At 58.8% G+C, this 14,765-nt stretch carries 15 protein-coding genes; 9 read left to right on the top strand and 6 right to left on the bottom strand.

The window, feature by feature from the left end; genetic code table 11:
* Positions 1–5: 5 nt before the first annotated feature.
* The 4 genes from J3353_RS03450 to J3353_RS03435 all read right to left on the bottom strand — a co-directional run bounded on the left by J3353_RS03450 (position 6) and on the right by J3353_RS03435 (position 4,352).
* Positions 6–932, bottom strand: a complete 927-nt coding sequence (locus J3353_RS03450; protein ID WP_005934943.1) for a carbohydrate ABC transporter permease — start codon at positions 930–932, stop codon at positions 6–8.
* Positions 933–1,096: 164 nt separating this feature from the next.
* The gene (locus J3353_RS03445; RefSeq protein WP_097773409.1) at positions 1,097–2,467 is read right to left on the bottom strand and encodes an ABC transporter substrate-binding protein; all 1,371 of its coding nucleotides are present in this window, start codon (positions 2,465–2,467) and stop codon (positions 1,097–1,099) included.
* 542 nt (positions 2,468–3,009) lie between these two features.
* Positions 3,010–3,618: a thymidine kinase gene (locus J3353_RS03440; RefSeq protein ID WP_097771501.1), complete on the bottom strand. Its 609-nt coding sequence runs from the start codon at positions 3,616–3,618 to the stop codon at positions 3,010–3,012.
* A 92-nt stretch (positions 3,619–3,710) separates the two neighbouring features.
* Positions 3,711–4,352, bottom strand: a complete 642-nt coding sequence (locus tag J3353_RS03435) for a redox-sensing transcriptional repressor Rex (RefSeq protein ID WP_005934937.1) — start codon at positions 4,350–4,352, stop codon at positions 3,711–3,713.
* Between the two features lie 253 nt (positions 4,353–4,605).
* On the opposite strand from J3353_RS03435, the gene J3353_RS03430 reads away from it, so the two are divergent.
* On the top strand, positions 4,606–5,292 hold the full coding sequence (locus tag J3353_RS03430) for a ClpP family protease (protein ID WP_005934935.1): 687 nt from the start codon (positions 4,606–4,608) through the stop codon (positions 5,290–5,292).
* Positions 5,293–5,323: 31 nt separating this feature from the next.
* Here J3353_RS03430 and J3353_RS03425 read toward each other — a convergent pair whose 3' ends face one another.
* Both J3353_RS03425 and J3353_RS03420 read right to left on the bottom strand, forming a co-directional pair.
* On the bottom strand, positions 5,324–6,652 hold the full coding sequence (locus tag J3353_RS03425; RefSeq protein ID WP_207684167.1) for an MATE family efflux transporter: 1,329 nt from the start codon (positions 6,650–6,652) through the stop codon (positions 5,324–5,326).
* Between the two features lie 17 nt (positions 6,653–6,669).
* Positions 6,670–7,581, bottom strand: a complete 912-nt coding sequence (locus J3353_RS03420) for a pyridoxal-phosphate dependent enzyme (RefSeq protein ID WP_207684166.1) — start codon at positions 7,579–7,581, stop codon at positions 6,670–6,672.
* Between the two features lie 296 nt (positions 7,582–7,877).
* Between J3353_RS03420 and J3353_RS03415 the strand changes: the two genes are divergently transcribed.
* The 8 genes from J3353_RS03415 to uvrC all read left to right on the top strand — a co-directional run bounded on the left by J3353_RS03415 (position 7,878) and on the right by uvrC (position 14,720).
* Positions 7,878–8,261, top strand: coding sequence for a sigma factor-like helix-turn-helix DNA-binding protein (locus tag J3353_RS03415; RefSeq protein ID WP_035394754.1), 384 nt, complete (start codon positions 7,878–7,880; stop codon positions 8,259–8,261).
* Positions 8,262–8,292: 31 nt separating this feature from the next.
* Entirely contained in the window at positions 8,293–9,648 is a 1,356-nt protein-coding gene (ffh, locus tag J3353_RS03410) for a signal recognition particle protein (protein ID WP_097773413.1), read from the top strand.
* A gap of 153 nt (positions 9,649–9,801) precedes the next feature.
* Positions 9,802–10,044: a 30S ribosomal protein S16 gene (gene rpsP, locus J3353_RS03405; protein WP_035394752.1), complete on the top strand. Its 243-nt coding sequence runs from the start codon at positions 9,802–9,804 to the stop codon at positions 10,042–10,044.
* A 16-nt stretch (positions 10,045–10,060) separates the two neighbouring features.
* Complete coding sequence (locus J3353_RS03400; RefSeq protein WP_005934928.1) at positions 10,061–10,294, top strand: KH domain-containing protein; 234 nt, start codon at positions 10,061–10,063, stop codon at positions 10,292–10,294.
* Between the two features lie 212 nt (positions 10,295–10,506).
* A complete protein-coding gene (rimM, locus tag J3353_RS03395) occupies positions 10,507–11,043 on the top strand; it encodes a ribosome maturation factor RimM (protein ID WP_207684165.1) in 537 nt (178 codons plus the stop codon).
* A 3-nt stretch (positions 11,044–11,046) separates the two neighbouring features.
* Positions 11,047–12,279, top strand: coding sequence for a tRNA (guanosine(37)-N1)-methyltransferase TrmD (gene trmD / locus J3353_RS03390; RefSeq protein ID WP_154277056.1), 1,233 nt, complete (start codon positions 11,047–11,049; stop codon positions 12,277–12,279).
* A gap of 260 nt (positions 12,280–12,539) precedes the next feature.
* Positions 12,540–12,803 (top strand): HPr family phosphocarrier protein, encoded by a 264-nt coding sequence (locus J3353_RS03385; protein WP_005920365.1) that lies wholly within the window; start codon positions 12,540–12,542, stop codon positions 12,801–12,803.
* A gap of 69 nt (positions 12,804–12,872) precedes the next feature.
* Complete coding sequence (uvrC, locus tag J3353_RS03380) at positions 12,873–14,720, top strand: excinuclease ABC subunit UvrC (protein WP_207684164.1); 1,848 nt, start codon at positions 12,873–12,875, stop codon at positions 14,718–14,720.
* The last annotated feature ends 45 nt before the right edge of the window (positions 14,721–14,765 follow it).

Below are 14,765 nucleotides of genomic sequence, written 5' to 3'. Positions count from 1 at the left end.
ACACCTTACCTTTCATCCGAGTAGTAGACCCACTTCTTCTGGCTGGTGAAGGCGATGATCGTGAGGATGCAGACGATCACGAACATGATCCAGGCCAGAGCGGAAGCCATGCCCATCTGGTTGGACTTGAAGGCGTAGTTGTAAACCAGAATGGAGATCAGGGTGGTGGAGTTGCGCGGGCCGCCGTTGGTGATGATGAAGGGGCCGTTGAACTCCTGGAAAGCCTGGCAGATCTGAGTGACCAGGTTGTAGAAGATGATGGGGGTGATCATGGGAACAGTGATGGAGAAGAACTGCTTCCACTTACCGGCACCATCAATGGTGGCAGCCTCGTACAGGTCTGCAGGCACGCCCTTCAGGGCGGCCAGGAACAGCACCATGGCGGAGCCGAACTGCCAGATGCGCAGGAAGCAGATGATCCACAGCGCATAGTTGGGGTCGCTCAGCCAGGAGGGGCCCTGTGCGTGGCCGAAGGTGATGGCGCGGATGATGGTGTTGACCAGACCATCATCACGGAAAACGGCCTTCCACAGCACGGCGATGGCAACGGAGCCGCCCAGAATGGACGGGATGTAGTAAACGGTACGGAACAGGTTCACGCAGGCGATCTTGAAGTTCAGGATGTATGCGATGAACAGAGCAAAGATCAGCTTCAGGGGCACGGTGATGAATGCGTACTTGAAGGTGGTGACCAGAGCCTTGGTGACCTTGGCATCAGAGAAGGCGGTGACGTAGTTCATCACGCCATACTGGTGGATGCCGTTGAAGAAGTTCATGTCGGTGAAGCTGTAATACAGCGACTGACCGAAGGGGATGGCCTTGAACACGATAAAGCCGATGATCCAGGGGATCAGGTAGATCAGACCCTGCCACTTATCCAGGAACTTCTGTGCGGGGGTACGCCCGAGAGAGGGCGCTTTGCTTTCTTTCATCCGGGGATCCTCCTTTGGTAAAAATCAGTGCAACAAACCTTATGTCACACTTTGGCAACAGATTTGTCAGAGAATTGTAACCTGTACCTGAGAAAAAAGGGGCATCGGGCCTACGGGTGGACGATGCCCCTGATATGTATTTTGACTCAGGTCAGCAAAGAAGATCAGACAGTGTAGCCAACAGCAGACATGCCGTCCAGCAGAACGTCAACGACATCTGCGCCGCTCTTGTTGTCGTAGTCAACGGTATCGAACACTTCCTGATAGGTGCCGGTGCCGGTAGCCTTCAGATCGGAAGACTCGAACAGGGGATCCAGCTGGCAGGAAACGAAGCTCATGACCTTGCCGTTTGCCTCGGCGACCAGCTCGTTGATCTTACCGGCAGCCTGAGCGGTAGCCAGACCAGCCTTGGAAGCGGGGACGCCGCACTCGGAGCCCATGATGGCAGCGCCGTCGCCGTTCCACAGGTACTCGATCAGGGTAGCAGCCTCAGCGGGGTTCTTGCAGGTCTTGGTGATGGCCATGCCCATGGAGACCTTGGAGAAGCCGCCGTTGTAATCGCCGAACTTGATCTCCTCACCAACGGTGAAGCCGGGCTTGTTCTCCTCGTCCAGAGCGTCCTGATACTTGGAAGCAGCGGAATCCCACTCGAAGATGCCAGCGATCTTGCCGGTGATCCACTCGTTGGACTGGTGGGTAGCACCGTCGCCGTTTGCACCGTAGTAGGTGGGCAGCGGCATGATGACGTGGCCGTCGACCAGGCTCTTGATGAAGTCGATGCCCTCGGCGATCTCGTCAGCGGTGTAGTTCAGGGTAGAGGTGGTGGGATCTGCCCAGTCCTTGCCGTACTTGGACTCGAGGTAGAACACCATCAGGATCATACGGTCGTATGCGCCCAGGTGCAGGGGATAGTAATCATCGCCCAGCTTCTCCTGGAAAGCCTTGCCTGCTGCAAACAGGTCATCCTCAGTGGCGGGAACTTCGGTGATGCCAGCCTTGTTAAAGGTGGTCATGTTCCAGTAGAAGATACGGCCGGTCATGGAGATGGGCACGCACTGCTGTGCATTTGCAACGTTGCAGGCACCCAGCTTTGCGTCGTCCCACTGGGACATATCCAGGTAATCGGTGACGCTGTTCAGATCCAGGAAGGTCTGGCCGTTGCCGGAGTAGTTGTACAGCCAGTTCCAGTTGATCTGGCAGACATCCTCAGCCACGCCGCCTGCAAACTTGGTGGACATGGTGTCCTCCCAGCCGGACCATGCAGCGAAGGTGGGGTTGACGGTGATGGTGGTGTGCTCAGCAGAGAAAGCCTTCAGGGCCTCCTGGTAAGCGTTGTGGCGGGACTCGCCGCCCCACCAGCTCATGGTCAGGGTAACGGGATCGCTGCTCAGGCCAGCCACGGAAGCAGCCTCGGCTGCGGAAGAAGCGGTGCTGGAAGCAGCGCCGCCATTGCCGCCGCAGGCAGCCAGCAGACCAGCTGCACCAACAGCACCGGTGACCTTCAGGAAATCACGACGGGAAATTGCCTTGCTCATTGTTGTTCTCCTCCTAATAAATCAAAAAACATCGAGCGGGCCTTTCTGCACAAGGCTCGTTGTATACAAATATGATAACAAAAGGGATGGGAAAAAGAAAGATGTAAATTGAAGTGATACGGACAAAAAACGAACAAATATTGCTCTAGTGATTTGCAACGATTTGACGGCATTGCCGAAATGAATAAACTTGGAGCGAAAAAATATGCAATCTGCATAATTGGATAGATTGCATAGAAACGGGCCGAGAGAGTGTAGCAGAACCTCTAAAATTGCAATAATATTGTAACTTGTTGCGAAATTGACGGTATAATGTTGTATACAACGTGTGAAAAAAGTGACGATATCGCTGTTTTATAAACTGATATATCAATTGCGCAAAAAACGTTCGCAGTGGGATACAACTGATATATCACTTCAAAAGGGGACGAGCAAAAAAGAGCGCCGCCCGGCTGGGCAGCGCTCTGAAAACTGTAAAAATCTTTTGGGAGATCTGGGATCTCACGCAGAAGAGGGCTCCTGTGCCTGCCGGAGATCGACACTTACTGTGCGTTCCGTTTGGCGTAAAACGCCCGCCGTGCCTTGAAATAGCACTGGGGGCACATGCTGACGTACTGCACATCGTTTTCCAGATCGATGGCGACCTGCTCGCCCTCAAAGACGAACTCCCCATTGACCTTGCGGCAGTTGCAGGTGGCCTTGCGTCCGCAGGTGCAGATGGTCTTCATCTCCTCAATGGTGTGGGCCAGCTCCAGCAGACGGGTGGAGCCGGGGAAGCCCTTGAGGGAGAAGTCTGACCGCAGGCCGTAGCAGATGACCGGGATGTTCAGGTCTACCGTGACCATGAACAGCTGCTCGGCTTGTGCCGGGGTAAAGAACTGGCTCTCGTCGCAGAGAACACAGGCCAGCGGCTGCTCCCCGGCAGAAGCGGCGCGCACGGCCTCGAACACATCCACCTCGGGCGGAATGAGCAGGTCGGCCCTGCGGCGCACGCCCAGGCGGCTGACCAGCTCGCCGCCGCCCTTGGTATCCACCTGGGGCTTCAGGATCAGCACCCGCATCCCCTGCTCTTCGTAGTTGTGGGCCACCTGCATCAGCGCGGTGCTTTTGCCGCTGTTCATGGCACCGTATCGGAAGTATAGCTTCGCCATAGTTGCTCTCCTCATAAAAAGGCAACCCTCTCTGCTCGTTCGGGGGGAGAGGGCTGCCTGTTTTCTGTGATACGTTATGAATAGATGTTAGATCAGTCCTGATTGCGCAGGCGGTAACCCAGGCTCATCAGGCTGTCGCCCAGGTGGACGTTCTCCACCACCACTTCGGGGTAGGGCACCGACAGGTCATAGTGGGAGAAGTTCCAGAAGCCTTTGATGCCCAGTTCGACCAGCCGGCCGCTGAGCTCCTCCGCACCGCTGCGGGGCACACAGAACACAGCCACCTCAGGCTTATGCTCTGCGCAGAAGGCCTCCAGCTCGTCAACGTGTAAGATCTGGATACCGTTGATCTCTTTGCCCACCTCGCTGGGGGAATTGTCAAAGGCGGCGATCAGCTTGTAGCCGTTGGTGTCGGTGGTGATGAAGCGGCTGACTGCCTTGCCCAACCGGCCGCAGCCGATGAGGATGGTGGGCAGCAGGTCACCGTTGCCGAACAACAGATGCTCCAGGATGGAAAGCAGGTTCTCCACCGAGTAGCCGATGCCCTGGCGGCCGTTCACGTCGCCGATGCAATTGAAATCCTGCCGCACCTGAGAGGCCGTGGTGCCCATCTGGGCGGCCAGCTCGCGGGAGGAGATGCTGGTGATACCGTCGTTCTTCAGCGTCCGCAGGTAGCGGTAGTACTTGGGCAGGCGCTTGATCACCGGAAGGGAAGCTTTGCCGGGATTGTTCATGGAAATGGTTCTCCTTTCATCCAAAGGGAATGCCGGTCTCTTTGCGCCCTGCAAGGTGCACCGGCGATTAAGACAGTTTCTGAACAATAATGATATATACTTGTCAATCTTATTCTTAGTATAAAGTATACTGCAATGAGACAGAATGTCAAATCCTCTGGGCCAATTTTTTTCAAAGTAAAGAAATCTTAGCCGCCGCATATTGCTTCGATCCCCGGGAACACTGAAAAAAACACCCTGAGGAGGAGCCAACATGCCGGAATATGAAAAGGAAACCACCGAACAGCAGCGGCTGGAGAAAGAGCAGCTGGAAGATCTGGGCACGGTGTGGCGCACCCGCGGCCCCCATGCCATCCACTGCCTGACCGTGATCGGCCAGATCGAGGGCCATGTGGAGGCCCCGCAGGGCCAGAAGACCACCAAGTATGAGCATGTGATCCCGCAGCTGGTGGCAGTGCAGGAGGACCCCGCTGTGGAGGGCCTGCTGGTGCTCATCAATACCGTGGGCGGGGACGTGGAGGCCGGGCTGGCGCTGGCAGAGCTCATTGCCAGCATCTCAAAGCCCAGTGCCACGGTCGTGCTGGGCGGGGGCCACTCCATCGGCATCCCGCTGGCAGTCAGCGCCCGGCGCAGCTTTATCGTGCCCACGGCGACCATGACGGTGCACCCGGTCCGCCACTCCGGCATGATTTTGGGCGTGCCCCAGACCATGCGGTGGTTCGAGCAGATGCAGGAGCGCATCACCGGCTTTGTGGCGGGCCACAGCGGCATTACGGCAGCGCGCTACTCGGAGCTGATGCTCCGCACCGGTGAGCTGGTGATGGACGTGGGCACCATGCTGGACGGCAAAAAGGCCGTAAAGGAGAAGCTCATCGATCAGCTGGGCGGCATCTCTGATGCACTGGAATGGCTGTACCGGGAGATCGAGCGGGCAGAGTGAGAGCACGGGTCTGCCCGGGGCGGTGTCAGGCTTACAGCTCACCCTTCCGCAGATACTTTACCATCATGGGGGCTTCATAGACCAGCATGAGGAACCAGCCCACAACATAGCTGTACGGCAGGGCCTCAATATCCATCTTCATCAGAAGCACAAAGACGGCAGCGGCCGCCACACGGCCTGCCATGTTGAGCGTGCTGCTGTTCAGGGTGATCTTGAGGTCGCCCAGGCCGCGGAAGCCGCCCTGGATGCCATTGGTCAGCGAGGGCATCAGATAGAACAGGGAGACCAGCTTCAAAAAGCGCACCCCCAGATGCACCACGGCGGCATCGGTGATGAAGAGCCGGATGATGGGCTCGGCAAAGAAGAAGCAGATAGCGGTGATAAAAATGGCGTAGAGGAACTCCAGCTTCAGGCCGCAGAAGAAGCTGGCGCGGACACGCTCTTTTTTGCCCGCGCCGCGGTTCTGGGCCATCAGGGTGGTGGTGGCATGGCCGATGTTCTGCTGGGGCACATAGGCAAAGTCATCGATGCGGCCTGCGGCGGCAAAGGCTGCCATGGCGTTGACACCCATGGTATTCACGATGGCCTGAATGGCGATCTTGCCCAGCTGAACGGTGGCCTGCTGCATGGCGCTGGTCCAGCCGTAGCTGATGGTCTTTTTCAGCAGCGAGGAGTCAAAAATGAACCAGCGCCTGCCCAGCTGCAACACAGGGACCTTCCAGCGGATATAGATCAGGCAGAGCACGCAGCAGAGCGCTTCGCTCAGCAAGGTGGAAAGGGCACAGCCCTCGGAGCCCCAATCCAGCACCTCAACAAAGAACAGGTCGCCGCCGATGTTCAGCACCGAACTGATCATCAGGAAGTACAGCGCGCTTTTGCTGTCGCCCAGCGCGCGCATGGTAGCGGCGAGGAAATTATAGAAGAAGGTGAACAGCAGCCCGCCGAACACGATGCGCAGGTAGTTCACAGCGATGGGAAGGATCTCTTCTGGCACCTGCAGCAGACGGAGCAGCGGATTTGCCAGGATCACACAGGTCAGCGAGAACATCAGGGAAAAGACGGAGCCTGCAATGGCGGTGGTGGAGACCTGACGCTCCACCAGCTCGGTGTCGCCTGCACCGAACGCCAGGCTGACAAGGATGCCTGCACCCAGGCAGACACCGTTGATGAACAAAATCGCCAGCGTCATCAGCGGGTTGGAGGTGCCCACGGCGGCAAGGGCATCCTCGCCCACGAATTTGCCGACAATGATGCTGTCCACGGCGTTATAGGTCAGCTGGAACAGGTTGCCCAGCACAAGGGGAATGGTGAAATTGACCAGCAGCGGTGCGATCGGGCCGGTCGTCATATCCTTGGTCATTTGGAACTCTCTTTTCTTTATAGATTAAATACCTGCCGTCCGCTGAAGATAGCCAGCGCCGAGCGGCTGGTGCCGGTGGCAATCAGCTGTGCGGCGGCGTGGAGGGCTGCACCGGCGGCAGGGGAGGCGGGAATGGCATCGGTGGCAAGGACCCGCTGTGCAGTGCGGTTGGCATCGGTGCTGGTAACGGCGGCTACATTATCCACAACATAGGCGTTGTAATTGCCCGGCACGATGCCGTAGCCGATATCCGGGATGCCGTGCCCGCCGGTGAAGCCGCCGCCCAGAGCCTGATTCTCAAAGGGTTCCACGGCCACGATGCGGACATCGTTGGTCCAGGCCTTGATGGTCTCGCCTACGCCGGTGATGGTGCCCGCGCTGCCCACGCCGACGGTGATGGTGTCCACGAGACTGCGGCCCTCCCGGGAGATGGCCTGCACGATGGCGGGGCCGGTCACCCGGCGGTGGTATTCTGGGTTATCGTCGTTGGCAAGCCAGTTCATATAGTACCAGCCCTTTTCGGCGGCGGTGGTCTCTGCCAGCGCCCGGGCCCCCGCAAGGCCCCGCTGGGCGGGGGAATGCAGGATCTGTGCCCCCAGCCGGAGCAGGTATTCCTGCCGCAGGGCCGGGGCATCCTCCGGCATGGTCAGCACCACGGGGTGGCCCGCCGTCCGCCCGGCAAGGGCCAGCGCCATGGCAAAGGAGCCGGAGGCCGCTTCAATGATGGGCTGGCCCGGGAGCAGCTTGTGCTTTTCCGCCGCAAGGGCCAGCATCCCCTCGGCCACCGAATCGCGGGACGTGCCGGTGGGCCCATTATAATCAAGGTAAGCATACAGCCGCCCTTTGAGCCCGCAGGCGGCAAGATAGCCCCGCAGCTCCACAATCGGACAGGGGACCAGGGTCTGGTAGATGTTTGGATAGATTGCCACGAAATTCCTCCCTTACGCAAACCTGAGCAGTCAGCACAGAACTGTCTGCCATGCCAAGGGCTCCCCTGTTAGGGGAGCTGGCAAAGCCATCAGGCCTAGACTGAGAGGTTTCATACCTATAAGGTAGCGCATCCTGTGCCCAGCGTCAAGCCACAATTGGACAAAATGGAGAAAAACCTGCCGAAAAATCAGCAGAGTGATGGAAAAAAGCCTTGACAAGGAAAAGAATGTCTGCTATACTCCGTATGTAAAGCAAATGAACTTTACAACAAACGGAGGTCAGGGCAGAACGCATCATGGCAAAAGACTTTGAAATGGGCTATCTGCTCGATTTTTATGGCGAGGTGCTCACGCCCAAGCAGCGCGAGATGCTGAACCAGTATTACAACGATGACCTCTCCCTCAGTGAGATCGGGGAAAACTTTGGGATCACCCGTCAGGGCGCACGGGATGCCATCAAGCATGGCGAGACCACCCTGAAAGAGCTGGAAGCAAAGGTCGGCTTTGCAGGCCGCTACCGCCGGGTGCAGGAAAAGCTGGAGGAACTGGAACAGCTGGTCATTGACGCGCGGTTCGAGTGCACCGGCCCCTATGCCAGGCTCACCACCACTGAGTATGCAGCAACGCTGAACAAGATGCTGGGGCTGATCCGCTCCATCGACGAAGTCAACGAGAGCTGACACCATTACTATTTTGAGAGGAGCACCGAACATGGCATTTGAATCTTTGACCGACCGCCTTGCCGGTGTGTTCAAAAAGCTGCGCGGCCACGGCAAGCTGACCGAGGCCGATATCAAAGCCGCCATGCGCGAGGTGCGGATGGCCCTGCTGGAAGCCGATGTCAACTACAAGGTTGCCAAGGATTTCTGTGCCAAGGTCTCCGAGCGCGCCATGGGTCAGGAGGTCATGGAGAGCCTGACCCCCGCCCAGCAGGTGGTCAAGATCGTCAACGAGGAGCTCGTTGCCCTGATGGGCGGCGAGGAAGCCCCCCGCCTGATCGTCAAGAACAAGGGTCAGACCATCATCATGCTCTGCGGCCTGCAGGGCAACGGTAAAACGACCCACGCAGCCAAGCTTGCCAAATACTTCATCAAGCAGGGCCGCCGCCCCATGCTGGTGGCCTGCGATATCTACCGCCCCGCCGCTATTGATCAGCTGCAGGTGGTGGGCGGGCAGGCCGGTGCACCCGTGTTCACGCTGCCGGGTGCCAAGCCCCCGGAGATCGCCCGCAAGGCGCTGGCCCACGCCAGGGATTACGGCAACGACATCGTGATCCTGGATACCGCCGGCCGTCTGCAGATCGACGAGGTCCTGATGCAGGAGCTCGTGCAGATCAAGGAAGCTGTCCCCGTGGACGAGACGCTGCTGGTGGTAGATGCCATGGCAGGCCAGGACGCTGTGAATGTTGCCAAGACCTTCAACGAGACGGTGGGCATCGACGGCATCATCCTGACCAAGACCGATGGCGATACCCGCGGCGGCGCGGCACTTTCGGTGCTGAGCGTTACCGGCAAGCCCATCAAGTTCCAGGGCACTGGCGAAAAGCTGGACGATCTGGAAGTGTTCCATCCCTCCCGCATGGCCAGCCGCATCCTGGGCATGGGCGATGTGCTGAGCCTCATTGAGAAGGCGCAGGATGCCGCCGATGAAAAGGCCGCAGAAGAGACCGCCCGGCGGATGATGGAAAACAAGTTCGATATGAACGACATGCTGGCCCAGTTTGCGCAGATCCGCAAGATGGGCGGTGCAGGTGCCATGCTGAGCATGATGCCCGGCATGTCCGGCATTGATGCCAGCCAGATCGACGAGAAAGCCTTTGACCGCATCGAGGCCATGATCTATTCCATGACCAAGGAAGAGCGTGAAAAGCCCTCCATCATCAACCCCAAGCGCAAGCGCCGCATTGCAGCGGGCAGCGGCACCCGGGTGGAGGATGTCAACAAGCTGCTCAAGCAGTTTGAGATGATGCAGAAGATGATGAAGCAGTTCAAGAAGAGCCCCAAGGGCTTTGCCCGCCGCCTGGGCGGCATGATGGGCAACCCCAATGCCTTCCGGGGCCTTAAATAAACCTTGAAGCCTGCCTCCCCTGCCAGGGGAGGTGTCACCGAAGGTGACGGAGAGGTTTTCTTTCAAACACAGGTATACACCCCGCAGGGGTTGTACAGATAGATTTAATCAAACCCCGAAACGGGGCACAAACATTTTTGGAGGATATTTACCATGGCAGTTAAGATTCGTCTGCGCCGCGTTGGCGCTAAGAAGGCTCCCTTCTATCGTGTTGTTGTTGCTGACAGCCGCTTCCCCCGCGACGGCCGTTTCATCGAGGAGATCGGCACCTACGATCCCAACCAGGAGCCCTCTGAGGTGAAGATCGACGCTGAGAAGGCCAAGGCTTGGATCGCCAACGGCGCACAGCCCACCGATACCGTCCGCGTTCTGCTGAAGAAGTCCAACATTCTGTAAGTAGGAGGGCTGACTCATGCAGGAGCTGTTGCTGGCAGTTGCCCGCGGTCTCGTGGAGGACAAGGAAGCCGTCAAGGTCACGGTGGACGAGCCCCGCGAGGACGGCACCATCGTCTACCACCTGAGCGTGGCAGAGGGAGATATGGGCCGTGTCATCGGCAAGCAGGGCCGGATCGCAAAAGCCATTCGTGTGGTGATGCGCGCGGCTGCTGTGCGGGTCGATGAAAAGGTCCTTGTTGAGATCGACTGAGCACCCTACGGGCCCTTTGCCGCAAGGCAAGGGGCCTTTTTGTATTATTAGGCAGCTCGCCCTCTCAGGCCGCTTCGCGTCCAGCTCCCCCAAAGGGGGAGCCCTTGGCAAAACCAGAAACTTTGTGGTGACTGCCAAGGCCTCTCCCCTCGGGAGAGGTGGCATTGCGTAGCAATGACGGAGAGGGTGAGGATGCTAAAGGAGTAAAAGCAATGCAGAAATACTTGGAAGCCGGCAAGGTGGTGACCACCCACGGTGTGCGCGGCGAGATGAAGCTGGAGTTGTGGTGTGACGGCGTGGCCTTTCTGAAAAAGGTGGGCCGCCTGTACACCACCCCCCAGGGCGGCAGGTGCTACAAGATCACCTCCATCCGCCCCCAGGGGCAGATGGCCCTGCTCCAGCTGGAAGGGGTCAGCGATATGGATGCCGCCCGTGCCCTGCGGGGGCAGGTGTTCTACTTTGACCGTGACGATGCCACTCTGCCTGCGGGCAGGTGGTATGTGGCCGACCTCATCGGGTGCGAAGTGCGGGATGCCGATACCGGCAAGGTGTACGGCGTGGTGACCAGCGTGGATCACCCCGGCGCACAGGATATCTACACCGTCAAGGCCCCCGGCGGCAAGGAATATATGTTCCCCGGGGTGGATGCCTTTTTGAAAGAGCGCAACCCGCCGGAGGGCTATCTCCTTGTCACCCCCATCCCGGGCCTGCTGGATGACGATTTTGACAGTGAGCGGGAGGAGGAGTGAGCCATGGGGATGCGTGTGGACATCGTGACCCTTTTCCCGGAGATGTGCCAGCAGGTGCTGGATTCCAGCATCATCGGCCGCGCTGCCAAAAAGGGATATATTGAGACCCACTGCCACCAGATCCGGGACTACACCCTGAATAAACAGAAGCAGACCGACGACTATCCCTATGGCGGCGGCTGCGGCATGGTGCTCTATGCCCAGCCCATTGCCGACTGCCTGCGGGCAGTCCAGAAGGAAGTGCAGGAACAGGGACGGCCTGCGCCGCATATAGTATTCCTGACGGCAGGTGGGCAGCGCTATACCGAGGAGCACGCCCGGCGGCTGGCCCAGTACGACAACCTGACCCTGGTCTGCGGCCACTATGAGGGCATCGATGAGCGCGTGATCGATGCCTTTGCGGACGAGGAGATCTCCATCGGCGATTATATCCTCACCGGCGGCGAGCTGGCCAGCCTGGTGGTGGCAGACAGCGTCCTCCGCCTGAAACCCGGCGTTCTGGCCGAGCAGAAGGGCTACGAGGAGGAGAGCTACTGGGACGGCCTGCTGGAGTACCCCCAGTACACCCGCCCCGAGGTCTGGGAGGGCCGTGCTGTGCCGCCTGTCCTGCTGGAGGGCAACCACCAGAAGATCGATGCCTGGCGGGGGCAGCAGAGCCGGGAGCGCACCCGTTTGCGCCGCCCGGAGCTCTATGAGCAGTGGTGTGAGACCCATCCCCTGACCGAGATCCCCAAGTGGAAGCGGGGCGAGAATGTCCGGCTGGTCAAGACCGCCGAGCAGATGGAGGCTGCCGCAAAGCTGTTTGCGGAGGGCCGCCGGAGCATTTGTGCCGGGGGCTGGGTGCAGGAAGCGCTGGATGCCCTGACCCCGGAGATGTTCCTGCCCCAGCTGCAGCAGGAAAAGCAGGAAGGCTGGGTCTGCTACCTCCACTATACCAAGGATGTGCCGGATGCCACGGTCAGCGTACACCACAAGACCGGGCAGGTGGAGCATCTTTTTGTGACGGAGAGCGCCCGGGGCAGGGGCATCGGCCAGAAGATGCTGGATTTCGCCCGAAAGAAACTGTCGGAGCATGAGCACCCGGTGCTTACGGTGCTGAACACCAACACCCGGGCACTGGCTCTTTACCGCCGCATGGGCTGGCAGGTAGTGGGCGCAAAGGAGAAATTCGACCCGGCCAAAGACCCGCTGGTGGTGCGCCCCAGTCAGGTGCTGGAAATGCGCTATCAGGGCTGAAAACAGGGTCGAACGGGCCGGGAAACCGTCGAAGGTCGAAAAAATGTTGAAAACTTTTGTATTACCCGGCCAACACTGGGGGAATAATTTTGTTATCTTTGTATAAAAGGCGAAAAAGACCCCCCTCATCATTGGGAAAACCGCCAAAAATGCGTTCTGGGGCTGTACATTGGTTTCGGCTTGCGCTAAAATAGGTACAACGCAACAGGCAAGAAACAAATCGAATTCCCGAGAACGATAATAGATAGGAGCGTTTTACTATGTACGTCAAAGAAGTTACCGTTGAAAATCAGGTTGGTCTGCACGCTCGTCCGGCTACCTTCTTTATCCAGAAGGCTAACGAGTTCAAGTCTTCCATCTGGGTCGAGAAGGAAGAGCGCCGCGTGAACGCTAAGAGCCTGCTGGGCGTTCTGTCTCTGGGCATCGTGGGCGGCACCACCATCCGCATCATCGCTGACGGCGCAGACGAGCAGGCTGCTGTTGATGGCCTGATCAAGCTGGTCGAGTCTGGCTTTGCAGAGTAATTCGAGCCTTTGATTTTTGAGGCGGCGGGATGTTTTTCCTGCCGCTTTTTGTTTTACCAAGGAGCTGCCATGACCAAAGCAGAACTGTATCAGAAAGCCTGTATGCTGCCGCTTTTGCCCGGTGTGTATATCATCCGGGACAAAAGCGATACCATCATTTATATCGGCAAAGCCAAGCGTTTGCGCATCCGGGTGAGCCAGTATTTCCGCGAGGGGGTGCCCCACGACAACAAGGTCAGCCAGATGATCGCCCACGCCTATGCGTTTGATGTCATCGTCTGCCAGAGCGAGTTCGAGGCACTGGTGCTGGAAGCCAGCCAGATCAAAGCGCACACTCCCAAATACAATATCCTGCTGAAGGATGACAAGGGCTACAGCTATATCAAGGTGACCCGGGAAGCCTGGCCCCGCCTTTCCTTCGTGCTGCAAAAGGAGGAGGACGATGCTGAATACATCGGCCCCTATACCTCGTCCTTTGCGGCCCGGCAGATGGCCGAGACTGCGCTGGATGCCTTTTTGCTGCCCCGGTGCAGCAAGCGGTTCCCCCAGGATATCGGCAAGGGGCGGCCCTGCCTGAATGCCCATATCGGCAAGTGCATGGCCGTGTGCAGCGGCAAGATCAGCTGCGAGAACTACAATCAGGCCGTGAAAAACGCGGTGCATCTGATCCGGTACGGCAAAAAGGACATTCTCAAGACCCTGAACGAGCGGATGCTGGAAGCCTCTGACCGGCTGGAATTTGAGACAGCGGCCCTCCTCCGGGACCAGATCAACGCCATCACCAAGGTGACAGCGGGCCAGAAGGTCGTGGTGGACCCGGAGGTGGAGATGGATGTGGTGGCGTTGGCCGGTACCCCCAGCAGTGTCTGCGCGGCGATCCTGCGCTTCCGGGAGGGGCGGCTGACCGATAAGCGGGAGTTCCTTTTCCACGATACGGCGGATATTGCCGCTGTGCGGGAGGAGTTTCTGCCCCGGTACTACCTGGATGATGAGCAGATCCCAAAGATCATTGCCGTGGACGAGCTGCCGCCGGACAGCGAAGCGCTGCAGCAGGCCTTGAACGAAAAGCGGGGCAGTGAGGTACAGCTCTATGTGCCCCAGCGGGGCGATAAGGCCCATCTGGTGGAGATGGCCCACACCAACGCGGTGGAACGGCTGGCCCGGGAGAGCGGCCGCTACGCCCGTGAGGAAAAGCTGCTGGATGAGATGGCGCAGGTGCTGGGGCTTTCCAAGCCGCCGCGCACCATTGAGAGCTACGATATCTCCAACTGGGGCGATGGCACCAGCGTCTGCGGCATGGTCACCTTCCGGGATGGCAAGCCCTACAAAGCCGGGTATCGGAAGTTCCGGATGAAGACCGTGCTGGGGACGGATGACTACGCTTCGCTGGCCGAGACGGTTTCCCGGCGGGCGGCAGAGTATGAGAAATACGCCGCGCTGGCCGCACAGGGGCAGGGCAGCGATAATTATTTCGGGCAGAAGCCGGACCTGCTGCTGATGGATGGCGGCCGGGGACAGGTCAGCGCGGCCAAGGCGGCACTGGCAGGCACTTCACTGGCCGATGTGCCCCTTTACGGCATGGTCAAGGATGACCATCACCGCACCCGCGCCATCGTGGACAGTGAGGGCCGGGAAATCGCCATCAATATGAACCGGGGGACATTCACCTTTATCACGGCCATCCAGGACGAGACCCACCGCTTTGCCAATGCCTACCGCAAGCAGCAGATGCGGAAGAAGAGCTATTCCTCCACCCTGACCGAGGTGCCCGGCGTGGGCCCCAAAACGGCCAAGGCCCTGATGACACAGTTCAAGAGCGTGGGTGCTGTGCGGGAGGCCACCCCCGACCAGCTGGAAAATACCCCCGGCGTTGGCCCCCAGCTGGCACAGACCATCTATGATTATTTTCACGCATAACAAAAGGAGGGCGGCTGCATCAGCAGCCGCCCTCCTGGCGTATTC

The organism is Faecalibacterium sp. Marseille-Q4137 (assembly GCF_017377535.1).
Taxonomy (GTDB): Bacteria; Bacillota; Clostridia; order Oscillospirales; family Ruminococcaceae; genus Faecalibacterium; species Faecalibacterium duncaniae.
Note: the sequence above shows the minus strand (reverse complement) of the source record. Positions and strands in the feature narration are given on the sequence as shown.